This is a genomic window from Pseudarthrobacter lactosi (assembly GCF_055412785.1).
Genome location: NZ_JBVAYS010000001.1, coordinates 2,063,479 through 2,080,519, shown reverse-complemented (window position 1 = coordinate 2,080,519; position 17,041 = coordinate 2,063,479). Strand labels below are relative to the sequence as shown.

Here is a 17,041-nt window from a genome sequence, read left to right as displayed (position 1 = left end):
CTGGTGATAGGCGGGGATTGTTGCCGCCAGCATCAATCCAGACCGCCACGCTAGGACCCCACCATGCGCACCATCCGTTTTGTGCTGCCCGCTGCCGCCATGCTGATTTCTGCGGTGGCACTGACCGCCTCGGGCCTGCCCGCCGGGGCCGTTGAGCCGGGCCTTGACCCGGGCGGCGCCGACGCAAGCGTCCGCTACCTTGTCGGCTACGCCGCGGGGACGGACATCCCGGCAGAGGCGGCACGCCTGAAAGCGCAGGGCATCGGCGTCGGCCGTTCCTTTACGCACGCCCTGCGCGGCGCCGTGGTCACCGCGACGCCGGCGCAAGCCGCGGCATTGTCCCGCTCGCCTCGTGTCGACTCGGTTGAGGTGGATGCGCCCATTACAGTCTCCGCGACGCAGCAGCCCGCGCCATGGGGGTTGGACCGCGTGGACCAGCGGGCCCTGCCACTCTCCGGTTCCTACTCCTGGACCGCCGCCGGCACCGGAGTCAGCGCTTATGTGGTGGACACCGGCGTGCTTGCCTCCCATTCCGAGTTTGCCGGCCGGGTGGCGGCAGGCTGGACGGCCGTGGCCGACGGCCGGGGCTCCAGCGACTGCAACGGCCACGGCACGCACGTGGCCGGGACGGTGGCCGGAACCACTTACGGCGTGGCGAAGGCCGCAACGATCGTCCCCGTCCGGGTCTTGGACTGCACCGGCTCCGGCTTCAACTCCGACGTGGTGGCCGGCCTGGACTGGATCGCCGCCAACCACGCCGCCGGAACGCCCGCCGTGGTGAATATGAGCCTGGGCGGGGCGGCCAGCGCGGCCGTGGATTCCGCGCTCCAGGGTGTCATCAACGACGGCGTCACGGCAGTGGTTGCCGCCGGCAACTCCGCAGCGGACGCCTGTGGGAGCTCGCCGGCGCGGCTCCCGGCAGCGGTCACGGTGGCAGCCAGCGATTCCGCCGACCGCCAGGCTTCGTTCTCCAACATCGGTTCCTGCGTGGATCTGTATGCACCCGGCGTCGGCATTGTCTCGGCGTCGTACACCTCCAACACCGCAACCGCCTCCATGTCCGGCACGTCCATGGCTTCGCCCCACACGGCAGGCGCAGCGGCATTGCTGCTGTCCCAGAACCCTGCGCTCACGCCGGCCCAGGTCGCTTCGGCGTTGACCTCAAACGCCACTGCCGGAGTGATCACGGGCACCGGGACCGGTACGCCGAACCGCCTGCTGTACGCCGCTGCGCCCGCGTCTGCACCCGCACCGGCACCCGCCCCGACTGTTGCGGCCAAGTCACCCGCAGCACAGTCGACGGCGGCGCCCGTTGCCAGCAACGTGACCGCCACCTTCAGCAAGGCCGTCCAAGGGGTTGGCGCCGGAACATTTGTGCTCCGGAACGCCGCCGGCACCGCCATCCCCGCAACGGTCAGCTACAACGCGACAACCAAAACGGCCACCCTTGATCCGTCCGCCGACCTGGCAGCAGATGTCACCTTCACGGCGACGCTGGTGGGCGGCGCCACCGCCATCCGCGACACGGCAGGCACACCGCTTGCCAGCACGAGCTGGACGTTCACCACCGGCCCGGTGCCCACGGTGACGGCGTTCACGCCTGGCAGCAACTCCATCCTGGTCAGGAGGTACAACAACCTTTCGGTGACCTTCAGCGAGCCGGTCCAGGGCGTCAGCACCGCCACGTTCACGGTGAAGAACGCCGCCACCGGCGCCATGGTCCCAGCTGCCGTGTTCCGCAACGGCGCCACCAACCAGTGGATCCTGGACCCGCAGAACACCCTTGCGGCCAAGACGAAATACACAGTGACCGTCACCGGCGGCGTGACGTCCATACGCGACCTCGCGGGCAATCAGCTGGCCACCAGGACCTGGCAGTTCACCACGGGTTCGTTCTAGCTACCGATGGGGGGAAGGGGAGGCCGACGGCGGCAATTGGGGGGCGCCGTCGGCCTCTGTTGTGTGCTCAGGGGTTGGGTGCTGCGGGGACGCGTCCGGCGCCTCGCCCTGGTGGTGCTCGGACCAGATATGGCCCACTTCTTCGGCGAACTGTTCCACGATCCTGCTCATGGCGGCATGCGCGGCGGCGGCTTCACCACGCTGGATGGCGCTGGCCACGTCAACGTGCAGCTGAAGGGCTTCATGATGCGGCAGGTGGGGCATCAGGCCGTGCTCCGTCCGGCCGGTGAGGACCTCGGTCACGAGAGTCTGGAACTGGGCAAACATGGCGTTGCCTGAGGCCTTGAGGACGGCGGCATGGAACTCGACGTCCAGCCGGAGGAATTCGTCGCTGTCGTCGCGCTGGCCGGCCGACCACAGCCGCGCTGCCAAGGAGACCAGATCGCTGCCGGCATCCCAGGACGCCCGTTCGGCCGCGAGCCGGGCGGCCTGCGGTTCGATCGCGCCGCGGAGTTCGTTGAGGGCCTGCAGCTGCTCCAGCCGCCGGGACGAGGCCAGCCGCCAGCGGATCACTTGGGGATCGTAGAGGTTCCAGTATTCCTCGGGCTGCACCATGGTACCGAACCGCCTGCGGGAGGCCAGCATGCCCTTGGATGACAGAACCCGGGCGGCTTCGCGGACCACCGAGCGGGATACCTTGTGCTGCGCCTCCAGCTCGTCCAGCCGCACCACCGAATTCGGTGCCAGAGTCCCCTCGGCGATGGCGAATCCCAGGTTCTGGACCAACGCAGTATGCCGGTCTGTAGGGGACTCCGCCTTTGGGGTTTTCATAGATAAATCATACTGGTGCCGAAAGGGTCTTGTTTAAGTCTGCCTTATTTATCTATGATCGCTTCCAGAGCAGATGTAAAGATGCATTTGTAGATGGCTGGACAGAGACGTCAGCCTGGAAGCAAGGGAGTCGTCATGAAGCGACGTTCAGTAATGAAATACGCGGCAGTCGCCGCGGCACTTTCAATGGGCCTGACAGCCTGCGGCGGCAGCGGTAGCAGCGACGCCAAGGAATCGGGCGTAGTCCGGGTGACTCTCGCCAACCACGTCTGGACCGAGGGCATCAAGGCCGCCATTCCGGAATTCGAGAAGTCCTCCGGGCTCAAGGTGGAACTGACCCAGCTCGGCGAAGACCAGCTTTCGGACCAGTACAACGTCAAGCTCAACGCCGGCAGCGACGAGATCGACGTGATGATGTACCGCCCGCTCCAGGAGGGCAAGGCGTTCGCGAAGAACGGCTACCTCGCGGACCTGACCAGCAAGGTTTCCTCGGATTCGGGCTGGGACTGGAAGGACTACCAGGAGGGCCCGGTCAAGGCCACTACGGCGGACGGCAAGGTTGTGGGCGTCCCCATCATCACCGAGCGCGAAGTCCTCTACTACCGCAAGGACCTGCTGAAGGCAGCAGGCCTTGAGGTTCCCAAGACCATGGAGGAGCTTGAAGCGGCCGCCAAGGCCATCAAGGCAGCCAACCCGGACACCGCCGGCTTTGTGGCCCGCACCGGCAAGTCCGCTGCTGTCACCCAGTTCTCCAGCTTCCTGTACAGCTTCGGTGGCGACTTCACCGATTCCAGCGGCAAGTCCACGGTCAACTCGGCTGCTGCCAAAAAGGCTTACGCCTACTACGGTGGCCTGATCAAGAACTACGGCCCCGCCAACGTCAGCACGGACATGAGCTGGCCCGAGGCGATGGCAATCTTCACGCAGGGCAAGGCCGCCTTCTACACCGAGGCAGACTCGCTCTACAAGAACGCCACCGATCCTGCCAAGTCCAAGGTGGCCGACACTGTCGGGTTCGCCGCGCTGCCCGCCGGTCCCGCCGGCTCCAAGCCGTACAACATCCCGTCATGGGGCCTGGCCGTGAACCAGGCTTCGGGCAACCAGGACAACGCCTGGAAGTTCATCCAGTGGGCCACGAGCAAGGAACGCACGCTGGCCGCACAGAAGGCCGGCGTCCCCGGACCCCGCGCCTCCGTCTGGGCTGACTCCGCGGGAACCGCCACGTACCCGAAGGACTTGGCCGAAGCCATTGCCACCAGCGCCAAAAACGGTGTGGGCCACGACCGTCCCGAGGTAGTCACCGTAGGCAAGGCCCGCGAAATCGTGGGCGAGCCGATCGTTGCCAGCATCACCGGCGCCGACGCTTCCGCAGCAGCGGACTCGGCCCATGAGGCCTTCCAGAAGTTCCTGGACAGCGAAAAGAAGTAACGCACGCGGTGCACCGGGGCTCAGCCAATGAGGCTCGGCGCACCCAACAGCCCCGGCGGGACGGCAGCGACGCTGCCGTCCCGTCCGGGCCACTCTTCACCCCCCAACTCCTTAGGTGAACCATGTCTGTAATGACTTCTCCCCGCAGCGCAGCCCGGAACGCAGGCCGTGCCCCCAGTGGCCGCGACAAATTCTCTGACTGGGCCAACCGGCACCGCAAATGGCTCTTCGCAGCCCCGGCGATGGCCTTCGTCGGCGTCCTGATCATCTTCCCGCTGGCTTGGACTTTGTACCTGAGCCTCACTGACTCGCAGGGCTCCGTCCGGGCAGCCACCGAGTTCATCGGCCTGGAAAACTACATGACGGTCCTGTCCGACGTCGAACGCTTCTGGCCCGCTGTGGGCCGCACACTCACCTTCACCGGCGTTGCCTTGGTCTGCGAAGTGGCGCTCGGCATGGGCATCGCCCTGCTGCTCTGGCGCCCGTTCCGCGGCGAAAAGTGGGTCCGGGTGGCTATCCTGCTGCCGCTCGTAGCCACCCCGGTAGCCGTCGGCATGATGTGGCGGCTGATCTTCGATCCCAACATCGGGTTCGCGAACCAGCTCCTCGGCGCCGTGGGCATCCCCGCCCAGCCCTGGCTGTCCGGCCAGGACACCGCACTCGGCACCACCATCTTCATGGATGTCTGGCAGTGGACCCCCATGGTGGTCCTGATCCTGCTCGCCGGCCTGACCTCCCTGTCCGAGGAGCCCGACGAGGCGGCCCGCATGGACGGCGCCAACGCGTTCCAGCGCTTCTTCTTCATTACCCTGCCGCTCATGATGCCCACCGTGATCGTGGCCATCCTGCTCCGGGGCATCGACGCCCTGAAGACCTTCGACATCCTGTACGCCACCAAGGGCAAGGGCGGCGGATCCTTCCACGAAGTGGAGACCCTGAACGTCTACGCCTACGGGCTGAGCTTCGACTACAACCAGTACGGGCTGTCCTCCGCGGTGCTGATCCTGTTCTTCATGATCATCATCGGCTCCATGTGGCTGCTGACCATGCGCAAGAAAGCGGTAAGCAAATGACCGTAGTGAACGAAAACATCGAAAATCAAACTCCCGCCGGGCAGCCCCGGCCGGTCCGCCGCCCTAAGAAGCCCCTCGGCACCCGTGCCTACAAGGTCTTCCGCGTAGCCGCCCTGATCGCCGTGGTGCTGTTCCTGGTGGCCCCGCTGTTCTGGATGCTGTTGGCTTCGCTGAAGACCAACGTGGACATCTACGACACCGCCAAATCGTTCATCTTCAGTCCCACATTCGAGAACTACGCGAATGTGCTGCAGCGCAACAACTACTTCGTGTTCATCTTCAACAGCTTCTGGGTGGCCTTTGTCTCCACGGCCCTCTCGCTGGTGCTGGGCGTCCCGGCCGCCTATGCCATGAGCCGGTTCACCATGCACCGCTCAGCCCTGGTGGTCCTGATGGCCCGCGTCATTCCGGGCGTCTCGCTGCTGGTGCCCTGGTACTACGTGTTCTCCAACCTGAAAATGGTGGGCGGGTTCGAGGTGCTGATCCTCAGCCACATGTTCGTAGCGCTGCCGCTGATCGTCTACATCATGATGAGCTACTTCGATTCACTCCCAATGGAACTGGAGGAATCGGCGCAGGTGGACGGACTCACCCCCATCGGCGCGTTCCAGCGCATCACGCTTCCGCTGTCCGTGGCCGGCATGGCCACCGCCGGCATCCTGTCCTTCATCTTTTCGTGGAACAACTTTATGTTCGCCCTGGTGCTCTCCGGGTCCAAGACCAAGACGCTCCCAGTCGCCATCTTCGACTTCGTCTCCTACGCCAGCATCGACTGGGGCGGACTGATGGCGGCCGCCACCGTGGTGACCATCCCCATCATGATCATTGCGCTCTTCACACAGAAGTACATCGTCTCCGGCATGACCGCCGGAGCTACCAAGGGCTAGGTCCGGCATGACACTCATCAGCAGAATAGAAACATTCCTCGTCGCGCCGCGGTGGCTGTTTGTCCGGATCGAGACCGAGAGCGGGATTGTCGGCTGGGGCGAGGCAACCTGCGAGGGTCGCAGCGAAACGGTCCGCACCGCCGTCGGGCAGCTCTCGGAGCTGCTGATCGGCAACGACGCCCTCCGGATCGAAGACCACTGGCAGGTCATGACCAAGGGCTCCTTCTACCGCGGCGGACCCATCCTGGCCAGTGCCGTCTCCGGGCTGGACCAGGCACTTTGGGACATCGCGGGCAAGCACTTCAACACCCCCGTGCACCAGCTCCTGGGCGGCCACGTCCGCGACAGGATCCGGATGTACGGCTGGGTGGGCGGGGACGAACCCAACGAGGTGGCAGACCAGATCAGCGCCCAGCTCGAAGTGGGCCTGACCGCCGTCAAAATGAACGCAAGCGGCCGGATGAGCCCCGTAGCCTCGGTAGCCGAGATCGACGGCGTCGTCCGCCGTGTTGCCGCGGCCCGCGAGGTACTGGGGGACCACCGCGATGTCGCGGTGGACTTCCACGGCCGCTTCAGCCTGGCCAACGCCCGCCGAGTGGCGCCGCTGTTGGAACCGTATAGGCCGTTCTTCCTCGAGGAACCCGTGGTTCCGGAAAACACGCACCTGCTGCGCGAATTCACGTCCTCAACCACGACGCCGGTTTCCACCGGTGAGCGGCTGTACAGCCGGCAGGAATTCCTGCCCGCCCTGCAGGCCGGCATCGCCGTGGCCCAGCCTGACCTGTCGCACGCCGGCGGCATCACCGAGGTCCGCAAGATCGCCTCGCTCGCCGAAATCTACGACGTCCAGCTGGCCCCGCACTGCCCGCTGGGCCCGCTGGCCCTGGCAGCGTGCCTGCAGGTGGGCTTCGCGACGCCCAACTTCCTGATCCAGGAACAGAGCATCGGAATCCACTACAACAAGGGCGCCGAAGTCCTGGACTACGTGGTGGACAAGTCCCCGCTGAAATTCGTGGACGGCCACATTGAACGGCTGACCGGTCCCGGCCTCGGCATTGAAATCGACGAGGCCGTGGTCCGCGCTGCGGACAAGCGCGGCCACGCCTGGCGCGGGCCGGTCTGGCGCCACGCGGACGGAGCATTCGCAGAATGGTGAACACAATGACTGACCGCACGGACATTACGCCCGAAGGCCTGCTGGCCGGGGTCCGGGAGTCCCGGCTCGTGGGAATCGTACGCGGCACGGACGGCAAGGCCGCAGCGCAGGCCGCCCTCGCCGCCATGGCGGAAGGGTTCCGTTTCGTTGAGATCGCCCTGACCACGCCGGGCGCGCTGGAGGCCATCCGCGAGGTCCGCGCTGCCGCACCGGCCGGCTGCTACGTCGGCGGCGGAACCGTCCTGACCGTGCAGGACGTGGACAACGTCGCTGAGGCCGGCGGCCAGTTCATGGTCACGCCGTCGCTGGCTGCATCCATCCAGGAATCGGCGCGGCAGGGAATCCCTGTCCTGGCCGGCGCGCTGACGCCCAGCGAGGCGTACGAAGCGATGAACCGCGGGGCCACGGCGATCAAACTGTTCCCGGCCTCCATCGGTGGCCCGGGTTACCTCAAGGCGCTGCGTGATCCCTTCCCCAGGATCCCGTTCATCGCCGTCGGCGGCGTGGGGCTCGACGAAGCCGCGGGCTACTGGGAAGCCGGCGCCATCGCCGTCGGACTCGGCGGGCCATTGTTCGGTGATGCCGGCTCCGGCGGCGACCTCGCCCCGATGCGCGGGCGGGCCCGAGCCTTTGTGGACCTGGCGGACTCCTTTGCCCGCCGGACGGCCGCAGCGACCGCCGCTGAGACCGCCGCAGCGGGCGTGCGGTGAGCACCGCCGTCGACCTTCTGACGTTCGGCGAATCCATGGTGTCGCTGCGGTCCGCCGGACCGCTGTCAGCCGGCGGCAGCCTGGCGATGCACGTGGCCGGCGCCGAATCGAACGTAGCCGTGGGCGTCGCCCGGCTGGGCCACAGCGTCATGTGGGCTGGTGCAGTTGGCGCCGATCCGCACGGTGAATACATCCTGCGGCAGCTCCGCTCCGAAGGCATTGGCACGCAGTGCCGGGTGGATTCGTCCCGCACTACGGGCGTGATGTTCCTCGAACAGCGGACCGCCGACGTCACCAGGGCCTTCTACTACCGTTCCGGCTCGGCCGGTTCCACCGTCAGCCGGGACGACGTGGACAGTGCCCTCACGGCCGCCCCGCGCGTGCTGCACCTGACCGGCATCACCCCCGCCCTCAGCCCGGAAGCCCGGAAGGCGTTTGAATACGCCGCCGACCGCGCCGCAGCGGACGGTGTGGTGGTCTCCCTCGACGTCAATTACCGCAGTCGGCTCTGGACCCGGGACGAGGCCCGCGCCGTGCTGGGCCCCATCGCGCGGCACGCCAGCATCCTGATAGCGTCCGACGACGAACTGGACCTTGTTGCCTCCGCTGCCTTGGGCGGTGACAGTTCCGGATCCCGGGCGAACGACGACGCCGAAACCGCGCTCGCCGCCTCGTTGCTGGATCGGGGGGTCGGGGAAGTGGTGGTCAAGCGGGGTGCCGCCGGCGCCGGTGTCCATACCGCCTCCGGACGGTTCGAGGCTCCGGCCGTTGCAGTGACCAGCATCGATACCGTGGGCGCGGGGGACGCCTTCACTGCTGGCTACCTCTCTGCCCTGCTCGATGGCGAGGACGTTGCCGGCCGCCTGCAACGCGGTGCCGTTATGGGAGCCTTCGCCGTCAGCACGGCCGGCGACTGGGAGGGCCTGCCCAGCCGGGCCGAGCTGGCGATGCTGGGCACCATCGCCAGCGGAACCACCCAGCGGTAGAGCAGGCAGGTACTGACAGTGCCTGCCGCCCCGGACCGCAGGCGCTTACCGTAGGGGTATGGGAGATGTGCGCGCGGATATAAAAGAGTTTCTGAGTTCCAGGCGGGCGCGGATTTCGCCCGAGGAGGCCGGGTTGCCTGCGTACGGCGGGAATCGGCGCGTCGCCGGCCTGCGGCGTGAGGAAGTGGCAATGCTGGCCGGTGTTTCCGTGGACTACTACGTGCGCCTGGAGCGCGGCAACCTCGCGGGGGCGTCCGAAAGCGTACTGGATGCCCTGGCCCGCACGCTGAAGCTGGACGAAGCCGAGCGGGAGCATCTTTTTGACCTCGCCCGCGCCGCGGGGCCGGGGCGCAGGAGCCGCAGCAAGCCATCCGGCACGGTCCGGCCTGAAGTCCAGCAGGTGCTTGATGCGATGGCTGACGCGCCGGCGTGGGTCCGCAACGGCCGCCATGACATCCTCGCTGCCAACCGGATGGGTCGGGCCCTCTACTCGCCCGTGTTCCAAAGCGCGCACCGGCCCGTGAACACCACCCGCTTTACGTACCTTGACCCGGCGGCCCGGGAGTTCTGGCGTGACTATGATCAGATCGCCAACGACGCCGCAGCGATGCTGCGGCTTGAAGCAGGCCGGAACCCGCACGACCCCGAACTGATCCGCCTCGTTGGCGAGCTGTCCACGCAGAGCGAGCTGTTCAGGGACCGGTGGGCTTCCCGTGACGTGGTCTTCCACCGGAGCGGGCTCAAGCGGTTGCATCACCCGGTGGTGGGTGACCTCGACCTGAACTACCAGTCCATGGAGCTGCCCAGTGAGCCGGGTCTGGTGTTGAACGTCTACACCGCACCGGCGGGCTCCCCGACGGCTGATGCCTTGCAGCTGTTGGCCTCCTGGGCTGCCACCCACGAAGAGGCCTTTGCCGAACCGGGACCAACTGCAAAGCACCCGCAGTAACGCCGGGCTGCGGCCTTACTGCGGGTGCCTGTCGTCTTCCTACGTCGTCTAAGGGTATTCGTCGGCCGTGAGCTTGGCACCCCAGACTGTTTCGGGTTCATCGCTGTCCACGGGCGCTTCCCACAGGGCGAGGTGGCACATGAAGTTGCCTTCCGTCGCGCCGTGCCAGTGCCACTCGCCCGCGGGCGTATAGACGGTATCGCCGGGGTGTAGCTGGATCAGCTCTTCCCCACGCGATTGCACATACCCCAGGCCTTCCGTGACGTGCAGGGTCTGCCCGACGGCGTGCTTATGCCAAGCGGTGTGCGCGCCGGGGGTGAAGCGCACCAGATTCAGCCGGGCGCGGGAGGGTTGCTGGCCGGAGTAGTACGCGTTGAAATAGACGTCGCCGGTAAACCAGTCCTCGGGTCCCTTGACGGTGGGCGTTTTCGGTTGCTTCTGCGTGCTCATGGGCGGACCAGGACCTTCAGCGCCTCGCGGGAATCCATGGCGCGGTAGCCGTCGGGCACGTCGTTCAGGCTGATGGTGCGGTCGAACACCTTGCCCGGGTTCACGGTGCCGTCAAGGACCCCGGGCAGCAGCGTCTCGATGTAGGCGCGGACGGGAGCGGGACCGCCGGTGAGTGTGATGTTCGGGCCGAACATGGAGCCGAAACCGATCGGGGCGTCCTCGTACTGGGGGACGCCCACCCGGCTGATCACGCCTCCCGGGCGGATCACGCCGAGGGCCTGGTCGTACGCCGGCCGGTGCCCCACGCACTCAAGAACGGTATGCGTTCCGTCGCCACCGCTGAGTTCGCGGACCTTCTCGATGCCGGCCTCACCGCGCTCGGCGACGACGTCGGTGGCGCCGTATTCGATGCCCAGGTCGGTGCGGGCCTTGTGCCGGCCCATCAGGATGATCTGTTCGGCACCGAGCTGCTTGGCGGACAGCACCGCCATCAGCCCCACCGCACCGTCACCGATGACCGTGACGGTGGTCCGGGCGTTGACGCCTGCCTTGATGGCGGCGTGGTAGCCGGTGCCGTAGACGTCGGAGAGGGTCAGGAGCGAGGGCAGCAGCTCACTGTCCTCGCCCACCGGGGCCTTGACCAGGGTGCCATCGGCGAACGGCACGCGGACGGCCTCGGCCTGGGCGCCGCCGATCCCGCCGGAGGCCCAGAACCCGCCGTGGCGGCAGGAGGTCTGCAGGCCTTCACGGCAGAAGACACATGTCCCGTCGGACCAGGCGAACGGGGCGATGACGAAGTCCCCCTTCTTCAGGGTGGACACCTCTTTGCCCGTTTCCTCGACGACGCCGATGAACTCGTGGCCCATGGGGCTGCCCTGCCGGGACGCGGGCATGCCGTGATAGGGGTGCAGGTCGGAGCCGCAGATGCAGGAATTGACGATCCGCACGATGGCGTCGGTTGGATCCTGGATGACGGGGTCGGGCACGTTCTCGACGCGCACGTCGCCGGCGCCATACATGATGGTTGCTCGCATTTTCGTTTCCTCATCATTTCGTCGGGGGCAGGAGCCCGGATGTTCCTTTACTAGCCAACCGCACATTCCGCTTGGGTGGGAGTGGCTGTTGATACAGGTACCCGCAGTGCCCCCCACCGACCGATGAGGACAGCTCAGAGATGCAGCTCAAACTCCGTGTGCCCGTGCCGGATCCCGTTGATTTGCAGTTCCAGGGCGTGGACCCCCGGGTGGTGCACCCGGGTGGTCATCTGCCGGAAGGCATGACGCTTCGATAGTGTGCGGGTCTCACCGGCAGCCAGGGTGAGCGCCGCGATCTTGAAGACCTTGGCCGATTGCGTGCCGTTGGCTTTGACGTAGTGGACCACGTAGTCCACGGCGAGCTGGGCATCGCCGTTTCCGGTGTTGGCGATCGCGAAGTCGAAAGCCAGTTCTCCCGGTATTGCCACCGAGTTCCGGTCCAGCGTGGGCCCGGTGACAGCCACCGACGCCGGCGTGAACCCCTGCAGCGCGAGTGCACCGGGGTGGGCCTTCTTGATCAGCGTCCGCAGGCCATGCCTGACCACCCATGCGGTGTTGGCGTCCGGGGCGGCCAGCCAGCGAGCAGCTGTCGCCACCACCATCTCCGGTGCGTGCCGGGCCAGATCGTTGAGGTGGTTCGCCACCGAGCGCCGCACGTACTCCGAAGGGTCCCGGTAGAGGGCGTCCAGAATGGGGAGGGTGGCCTCCGGATGAAGCACGACGGCGGGTACCCGCACCGCCCAGGGGAGGTACGGCCGCGTCCCCTCGCTGGACAGCCGCCTGACATGCTCGTCATGATGCCCGGTCCAGCCCTGGATGATCTGCAGGGAACGCTCCAGGTCCGCGGCCAGCAGCCGGCGGATGGCGAACTCGCCGGTGAGCCTCGGGGTCAGTTCGGCCAGGAGGGACAGGCAGTCGTCAAAGTCAGGCGCAGCGCCTGATTCGAGGGTAAGCGTGACGGCCGTTTCGGAGACCGGCCAGAGGATCCACCCTGTGAAACCGGCGCCGGAAAGGGCGCTCCGGAAGATGCGTGCCGCCGTCGGATACCTCGGATCCGGAAGCTGCCGGATGTCCGCCAGCAGCGCACTGCTCACAGCATCCGTCCGGCCGCGCAGGCTCAGATCGTCCAAGTGTGCGGCGGCAGCGGCGACGTGCGGCCAGCCCGATCCCGGAGCGGCCTCAGCTAGGATCCCGGCGAGTGTTGCCACGCCCTGCCGGTTGATCAGCTCGTTCATTGCGCCCATTAAGTCAGGCTACCCCGGCGGGCTGACATGACTGGCGGGAAGCCGCCGTAGTTGAGAGCAGGACCAACACCGGGCAGAGGGGATAATCTTCACCTTAGGCACACTCCATAACGGCGCACGGACGGAAATACAGTGGCAGAGCAGGCAGGTAAGAACAGCTTTTGGCGGACCTTCCATGACAAGTTCGTGGTGGAGGAACGCTTCATGGAACCGGCCGCACGCACGGCGCTGTACCGGACGGCGGTGGTGCTGATGAGCGTGGGAGCCCTGCTGTTTGTCGCCACGCTGGTGGGCGTCCTGCAGACCAACACCGGCCCGTGGGGTCCCGACGAATCCATCCGCAACTGGCTGCTCTCGCTCCGGTCAGAGACCCTCACTGCCGTGATGATCTTCCTCGCGGTGGTCTTTGGCCCGGTTGCCCTGCCCATCATCGTGCTGGTGGTGACGGTGGTCTGGGGGTTCGCGGCCAAGCACGCCTGGCGGCCCATTATGCTCGCCGCCGCCATGCTCACCGGCGTCGTGATATCGCAGATCATCCTGGCGATCGTCCAACGCTCGCGGCCCCCGGTGGAACTGATGCTCTTCGGCGCCGACCACACGTTCTCGTTTCCGTCCGGCCATGTGCTGGGTGCCTGCGACTTCCTGCTGGTGACCACCTTCCTGGTCTTCTCGCGACGGCAAAACCCGAAGTCGGCCGTCGTCGGCTTCGTTGGGGCGGGCATCGGCATAGTTCTCGCCGCTGTGAGCCGGCTGTACCTCGGCTACCACTGGCTCAGCGACGCGCTGGCCTCCATTACGCTCTCGCTCCTGATCCTCGGTGCCGTCATCGCCCTGGATACGTGGCGGACCGCCCGGATCCCCGGCGAACGGATCACGGGCAAGCTCTCCAAAGCGGACGCGCCGGGCGACTAGCCGCGATGGCAACCGAGGACGATGTGCGCAGGATGTGCCTCGCGCTGTCCGGTGTCACCGAACGCAGCAGCTGGGACCAGCCCGCCTGGTTCGCGAAAACCCTGATGGCGCGCATGTGGGAGGACGGCGTGCTGACGGTGAAGACCACCGAGCGGGAGGCCTTGGCCGGCACCGAACCCGGAACGTATTTCTGGACGCCGCACCATGAGCGATCGCCGCAGCTGGTGCTGATCCGGCTGCCCCGCATAGGCACTGAGGAACTCGGTGAACTGCTTGAGGAGTCCTACCGGCTGGCGGGCGGCCGTGGATCCTGACCGGCCGCATGACTCTGGCCGCTACTTGTCCGGACGCGACCGGGCCCGCCTGAGGGCGCGGTGGAGTTCGGCGTTGGCTACCTCGAGCTCCAATACTTTGGCTATGCCGGCAAGATTGAGCCCCTGGTCCAGGAGCTCGCCGATGTGCAGGAGCAGGGCGACATCGGCATCACTGTACTGACGCGTGCCCCCGGCCGTCCGCTCCGGGAGGATCAGGCCTTTCGTCTCGTAGAGCCTGATGTTCTGCTGCCCGGTTCCTGCCAGCTTTGCGGCCACAGAGATGGCGTACAGTGCCTGCCCGGCCCGAGGTCCCGGTTTCTGCCCTGGTGCTCCGCTGACCGCGTCCACTCCAATTCCCTCTCCGTGATGTTGCATCAGTCTCGCACGAGTGCTATAAAAAATCTATATCCACCAACATAGATAACTGATGGTGGGTAGGTGAACTAATTTCAACATCTCAGACTGAAGGAGTGGGAAATGATGTTGATGCGTACGGACCCCTTCCGTGAGCTGGACCGGCTCACGCAGCAGGTCTTCGGAACCGCGGCCCGGCCGGCGGCCATGCCCATGGACGCCTGGCAGGAAGACGGCGAGTTCGTGGTGGCGTTCGACCTCCCGGGCGTTAATACCGATTCGGTGGACCTCAACGTTGAACGCAACGTACTGACTGTCCGGGCGGAGCGGCTGGATCCCACGCAGCCCAATGTGGAACTGGTGGCCTCAGAGCGGCCGCGCGGAGTGTTCAGCCGCCAGCTGATCCTGGGAGACACGCTCGATGCGGACAACATTACGGCCAGCTACGACCAGGGCGTCCTGACCCTGCGGATCCCGGTGTCGGAGCAGGCTAAGCCGCGCAGGATCGAGATCGAAACCAAGCAAGGGTCCCTGCACGAGATCGGTAAGTAGGTCCGGATACCTGGGGCGCCGGCTACGTCCGGCGCCCCAGCACCTTCCCGGAACTGTCCCCGAGAAGTACCAGCCATGACCAGCAAGCCCGACTACTACGCCGCCTTGGGCATGAAGCCCGAGGCCAGCCAGCAGGAGATCTCCCGTGCCTACCGGGCACTGATGCGCACCCACCACCCAGACGTCGACGGCGGCGCAACGGGTGACCGCGACGTCCAGGATGGAGAGTTGCTGCGCATCATGCAGGCGTTCGCTGTCCTCCGTGACCCCGCGCGGCGCGCAGCCTACGACCGGAGCCGGACCGGCACCAGCGTGCAGGACGACGGTCCGATCGTCATTCCCGTCCGGACGGTACGCGGCCGCGACGTGCCGGCCGGCAGCGCCATCAGAATCACGCCCGTGCGCTGGGAAGGCGGACCTTGGGCGTAGGCCGGTAAGACCAGAGCCATCACCGCGAGGAGGCGGACAAACAATGACCGATTGGCGCCGCTACGATTCCCACCTGATCCCTGCATTCCACGAACGCTTCGAACAACGCTGGGGCAAGGGCACTGCGCCGTTCCTGGACCCTGAAGCCCACGAAGAGCCGTTGCCCCGGGCCCAATGGATCAACCCCGTTACCGGCGCGGCCCTGGCGGTTGTTCCGGTGTGGACCGCAGAAGACGAACAACAGCGCTCCTTCGGAGTGTTCTACCTCCCGCCCGCCGGGGACATCTGGGTGCTCCGGCCGGGATACACAGGCTACCTGGAGCCGGCCGACGGCGACGCGGAGCAACTCGTTACGCTCCGGAACGATGCCTATCGGAAGGCTGTTGCCCACGCCAAGGAATTTCTGTTCGGCTCACAATGAACCGCCCGCGTCCGTGCCGCTGCCCAGCAGGCTGCGGGTGAGGGTTTCGGCGTCGGCCATCAGGTTCTCCACGGCGGCCGCCAGATGGGCATCAGACACCGACGCGTCATCCAGTGCCGCCGCCACCACTGCCCGCCGGACCAGTTCCCGGGCAAAGGATGCGGTGGTTCCCGCGGTGCGTTCCGCCGCGGCATCCAGGGCTTCCGGGCTGAACGCCACCAGGCGGCCGTAGAGTTCCAGCAGCCGGACACGCTCGGCATGGGCCGGGAGCGGGATCTCCACCGCGAGGTCCACCCGGCCCGGCCGCTGAGCCAGGGCGCGTTCCAGCATGTCCGGCCGGTTGGTGGTGAGGACAAATGCGACGTCGGCATCGTTGTCCAGGCCATCCATGGCGTCCAGCACCTCAAAAAGCAGCGGCTGCGGCCCGTGCCCGAAACTCCGGTCCTCGGCGATCAGGTCGCAGTCCTCCAGCACCACAATCGAGGGCTGCAGCGCACGGGCCATGCGGGCCGCCTCGGAGATCCTGGCGAGCGACCCGCCCGAGAGGAGGATCGCCGTCGAGCCTTCACTCTGGCTCAGCAGGTGGCGCACGGTGTGCGTCTTGCCGGTCCCGGGCCGGCCGTAAAGCAGGATGCCGCGTTTGAGGTGCTGGCCGTGCTGCTTCAGGGACGCCCGGTGCGTGGCGATGCCCACGGTGTGGTCTGCGACCTTCTGCAGGAGGCCGTCGGGCAGGATAACGTCCGACGCCGGGAGGCTGGGGCGGTGGTGGAACGTCACCCCCGCCGTGCTCGGCCCATACTCGGACATCACCAGGGAGATGACCTGGCCCTTGAGGACGCTGTTGTTGTCCATCCGGAGACGGAACTCGGCCAGGAACTCGTTGGCTGTTCCCTGCCCGGTTGCCAGCACTTCCAAGGTGGCCGTTTGACGCCCGGTCCGCGGGTCCGCGTCGCGCTGAAAGACAGCCAGCCGGTGGCTTTCGAAACTGAAGAGCCAGAGCCCCATGGCCACCGCCTGGCGCTGCGTCTCAGGTCCCACGGCAAGGTTGGTGTAGTCGGGCTGGGACAGCGGAAACTGGGGAAACAGCGGCGACTGCTGAATCATGTCGCTGAGTGTCTGGTGGTGCCGCTGGGCGCCGCCGATGCCCACCAGTCGGCTGTCCGGATCCTGGCCGGCAAACTCCGCCATCAGGATGTCAGCGTCCACAAACCGGTGCGGCGGGATGTTTTCCACCACCACGGATAGGCCGTCGGCGGGCTCTCCCAGGTGTTCCGTCAGCGCCTCCAGCAGCTGCTTTCCCGCCTGCTGCCGGTGGTTTCCGGCCTGCGCCAGCTGAACCAGCTCGGAAAAATCGTCGATGAACTTCCCCAGTTTTTCATCCATGCACAGACCCTAGCAGGGCGCCGGAATAT

At 66.5% G+C, this 17,041-nt stretch carries 19 protein-coding genes; 13 read left to right on the top strand and 6 right to left on the bottom strand.

Annotated elements, in window-relative coordinates; all coding sequences use genetic code 11:
* Positions 1-63 precede the first annotated feature (63 nt).
* On the top strand, positions 64-1,899 hold the full coding sequence (locus tag ACZY0Q_RS09630; RefSeq protein WP_463916122.1) for a S8 family serine peptidase: 1,836 nt from the start codon (positions 64-66) through the stop codon (positions 1,897-1,899).
* Here the strand turns inward: ACZY0Q_RS09630 and ACZY0Q_RS09625 are convergent, their stop codons facing one another.
* Positions 1,900-2,730, bottom strand: a complete 831-nt coding sequence (locus ACZY0Q_RS09625; RefSeq protein ID WP_463916121.1) for a FadR/GntR family transcriptional regulator — start codon at positions 2,728-2,730, stop codon at positions 1,900-1,902. It lies immediately after the preceding gene.
* A 135-nt stretch (positions 2,731-2,865) separates the two neighbouring features.
* Between ACZY0Q_RS09625 and ACZY0Q_RS09620 the strand changes: the two genes are divergently transcribed.
* The 7 genes from ACZY0Q_RS09620 to ACZY0Q_RS09590 all read left to right on the top strand — a co-directional run bounded on the left by ACZY0Q_RS09620 (position 2,866) and on the right by ACZY0Q_RS09590 (position 9,919).
* Complete coding sequence (locus ACZY0Q_RS09620; RefSeq protein ID WP_463916120.1) at positions 2,866-4,158, top strand: ABC transporter substrate-binding protein; 1,293 nt, start codon at positions 2,866-2,868, stop codon at positions 4,156-4,158.
* Between the two features lie 131 nt (positions 4,159-4,289).
* A complete protein-coding gene (locus ACZY0Q_RS09615) occupies positions 4,290-5,231 on the top strand; it encodes a carbohydrate ABC transporter permease (protein WP_463916119.1) in 942 nt (313 codons plus the stop codon).
* Positions 5,228-6,118 (top strand): carbohydrate ABC transporter permease, encoded by an 891-nt coding sequence (locus tag ACZY0Q_RS09610; RefSeq protein WP_463916117.1) that lies wholly within the window; start codon positions 5,228-5,230, stop codon positions 6,116-6,118. The genes ACZY0Q_RS09615 and ACZY0Q_RS09610 overlap by 4 nt, the downstream gene beginning before the upstream one ends.
* A gap of 7 nt (positions 6,119-6,125) precedes the next feature.
* Positions 6,126-7,274 (top strand): galactonate dehydratase, encoded by a 1,149-nt coding sequence (gene dgoD, locus ACZY0Q_RS09605; protein ID WP_254752722.1) that lies wholly within the window; start codon positions 6,126-6,128, stop codon positions 7,272-7,274.
* A 5-nt stretch (positions 7,275-7,279) separates the two neighbouring features.
* Entirely contained in the window at positions 7,280-7,984 is a 705-nt protein-coding gene (locus ACZY0Q_RS09600; protein ID WP_463916116.1) for a bifunctional 4-hydroxy-2-oxoglutarate aldolase/2-dehydro-3-deoxy-phosphogluconate aldolase, read from the top strand.
* Complete coding sequence (locus tag ACZY0Q_RS09595) at positions 7,981-8,970, top strand: sugar kinase (RefSeq protein WP_463916115.1); 990 nt, start codon at positions 7,981-7,983, stop codon at positions 8,968-8,970. Before ACZY0Q_RS09600 ends, ACZY0Q_RS09595 begins: the two co-directional genes overlap by 4 nt.
* A 58-nt stretch (positions 8,971-9,028) precedes the next feature.
* Positions 9,029-9,919, top strand: a complete 891-nt coding sequence (locus ACZY0Q_RS09590) for a helix-turn-helix transcriptional regulator (protein ID WP_463916114.1) — start codon at positions 9,029-9,031, stop codon at positions 9,917-9,919.
* Positions 9,920-9,967: 48 nt separating this feature from the next.
* Here ACZY0Q_RS09590 and ACZY0Q_RS09585 read toward each other — a convergent pair whose 3' ends face one another.
* From ACZY0Q_RS09585 to ACZY0Q_RS09575, 3 genes are all read right to left on the bottom strand, one after another.
* Positions 9,968-10,369, bottom strand: a complete 402-nt coding sequence (locus tag ACZY0Q_RS09585) for a (R)-mandelonitrile lyase (RefSeq protein ID WP_463916113.1) — start codon at positions 10,367-10,369, stop codon at positions 9,968-9,970.
* Positions 10,366-11,403, bottom strand: coding sequence for a zinc-dependent alcohol dehydrogenase family protein (locus ACZY0Q_RS09580; RefSeq protein ID WP_463916112.1), 1,038 nt, complete (start codon positions 11,401-11,403; stop codon positions 10,366-10,368). Before ACZY0Q_RS09580 ends, ACZY0Q_RS09585 begins: the two co-directional genes overlap by 4 nt.
* A 134-nt stretch (positions 11,404-11,537) precedes the next feature.
* Entirely contained in the window at positions 11,538-12,647 is a 1,110-nt protein-coding gene (locus ACZY0Q_RS09575) for a DNA alkylation repair protein (RefSeq protein ID WP_463916111.1), read from the bottom strand.
* A gap of 132 nt (positions 12,648-12,779) precedes the next feature.
* Here ACZY0Q_RS09575 and ACZY0Q_RS09570 point away from each other — a divergent pair, with 132 nt between their 5' ends.
* Together ACZY0Q_RS09570 and ACZY0Q_RS09565 are read left to right on the top strand one after the other, a co-directional pair.
* A complete protein-coding gene (locus tag ACZY0Q_RS09570; RefSeq protein WP_463916109.1) occupies positions 12,780-13,559 on the top strand; it encodes a phosphatase PAP2 family protein in 780 nt (259 codons plus the stop codon).
* A gap of 5 nt (positions 13,560-13,564) precedes the next feature.
* Complete coding sequence (locus ACZY0Q_RS09565; RefSeq protein WP_463916107.1) at positions 13,565-13,873, top strand: MmcQ/YjbR family DNA-binding protein; 309 nt, start codon at positions 13,565-13,567, stop codon at positions 13,871-13,873.
* Positions 13,874-13,894: 21 nt separating this feature from the next.
* Here ACZY0Q_RS09565 and ACZY0Q_RS09560 read toward each other — a convergent pair whose 3' ends face one another.
* Complete coding sequence (locus ACZY0Q_RS09560) at positions 13,895-14,221, bottom strand: MerR family transcriptional regulator (RefSeq protein ID WP_463916106.1); 327 nt, start codon at positions 14,219-14,221, stop codon at positions 13,895-13,897.
* Positions 14,222-14,353: 132 nt separating this feature from the next.
* Between ACZY0Q_RS09560 and ACZY0Q_RS09555 the strand changes: the two genes are divergently transcribed.
* The 3 genes from ACZY0Q_RS09555 to ACZY0Q_RS09545 all read left to right on the top strand — a co-directional run bounded on the left by ACZY0Q_RS09555 (position 14,354) and on the right by ACZY0Q_RS09545 (position 15,629).
* Positions 14,354-14,779: an Hsp20/alpha crystallin family protein gene (locus tag ACZY0Q_RS09555; RefSeq protein ID WP_463916306.1), complete on the top strand. Its 426-nt coding sequence runs from the start codon at positions 14,354-14,356 to the stop codon at positions 14,777-14,779.
* A 75-nt stretch (positions 14,780-14,854) separates the two neighbouring features.
* Positions 14,855-15,208: a J domain-containing protein gene (locus ACZY0Q_RS09550; protein WP_463916104.1), complete on the top strand. Its 354-nt coding sequence runs from the start codon at positions 14,855-14,857 to the stop codon at positions 15,206-15,208.
* 43 nt (positions 15,209-15,251) lie between these two features.
* Positions 15,252-15,629: a hypothetical protein gene (locus ACZY0Q_RS09545; RefSeq protein ID WP_463916102.1), complete on the top strand. Its 378-nt coding sequence runs from the start codon at positions 15,252-15,254 to the stop codon at positions 15,627-15,629.
* On the opposite strand, the gene ACZY0Q_RS09540 is transcribed toward ACZY0Q_RS09545, so the two are convergent.
* Positions 15,621-17,012 carry an AAA family ATPase gene (locus tag ACZY0Q_RS09540; RefSeq protein WP_463916101.1) on the bottom strand — a complete coding sequence of 464 codons (1,392 nt, stop codon included), beginning with the start codon at positions 17,010-17,012 and terminating at the stop codon, positions 15,621-15,623. The genes ACZY0Q_RS09545 and ACZY0Q_RS09540 overlap by 9 nt on opposite strands.
* Between the last annotated feature and the right edge of the window lie 29 nt (positions 17,013-17,041).

Coding starts and splice junctions, on each gene's coding strand:
- ACZY0Q_RS09630 (WP_463916122.1), top strand. CDS start 64: ATGCGCACCATCCGTTTTGTGCTGCCCGCTGCCGCCATGCTGATTTCT.
- ACZY0Q_RS09625 (WP_463916121.1), bottom strand. CDS start 2,730: ATGAAAACCCCAAAGGCGGAGTCCCCTACAGACCGGCATACTGCGTTG.
- ACZY0Q_RS09620 (WP_463916120.1), top strand. CDS start 2,866: ATGAAGCGACGTTCAGTAATGAAATACGCGGCAGTCGCCGCGGCACTT.
- ACZY0Q_RS09615 (WP_463916119.1), top strand. CDS start 4,290: ATGACTTCTCCCCGCAGCGCAGCCCGGAACGCAGGCCGTGCCCCCAGT.
- ACZY0Q_RS09610 (WP_463916117.1), top strand. CDS start 5,228: ATGACCGTAGTGAACGAAAACATCGAAAATCAAACTCCCGCCGGGCAG.
- dgoD (WP_254752722.1), top strand. CDS start 6,126: ATGACACTCATCAGCAGAATAGAAACATTCCTCGTCGCGCCGCGGTGG.
- ACZY0Q_RS09600 (WP_463916116.1), top strand. CDS start 7,280: ATGACTGACCGCACGGACATTACGCCCGAAGGCCTGCTGGCCGGGGTC.
- ACZY0Q_RS09590 (WP_463916114.1), top strand. CDS start 9,029: ATGGGAGATGTGCGCGCGGATATAAAAGAGTTTCTGAGTTCCAGGCGG.
- ACZY0Q_RS09585 (WP_463916113.1), bottom strand. CDS start 10,369: ATGAGCACGCAGAAGCAACCGAAAACGCCCACCGTCAAGGGACCCGAG.
- ACZY0Q_RS09580 (WP_463916112.1), bottom strand. CDS start 11,403: ATGCGAGCAACCATCATGTATGGCGCCGGCGACGTGCGCGTCGAGAAC.
- ACZY0Q_RS09575 (WP_463916111.1), bottom strand. CDS start 12,647: ATGGGCGCAATGAACGAGCTGATCAACCGGCAGGGCGTGGCAACACTC.
- ACZY0Q_RS09565 (WP_463916107.1), top strand. CDS start 13,565: ATGGCAACCGAGGACGATGTGCGCAGGATGTGCCTCGCGCTGTCCGGT.
- ACZY0Q_RS09555 (WP_463916306.1), top strand. CDS start 14,354: ATGTTGATGCGTACGGACCCCTTCCGTGAGCTGGACCGGCTCACGCAG.
- ACZY0Q_RS09550 (WP_463916104.1), top strand. CDS start 14,855: ATGACCAGCAAGCCCGACTACTACGCCGCCTTGGGCATGAAGCCCGAG.
- ACZY0Q_RS09545 (WP_463916102.1), top strand. CDS start 15,252: ATGACCGATTGGCGCCGCTACGATTCCCACCTGATCCCTGCATTCCAC.
- ACZY0Q_RS09540 (WP_463916101.1), bottom strand. CDS start 17,012: ATGGATGAAAAACTGGGGAAGTTCATCGACGATTTTTCCGAGCTGGTT.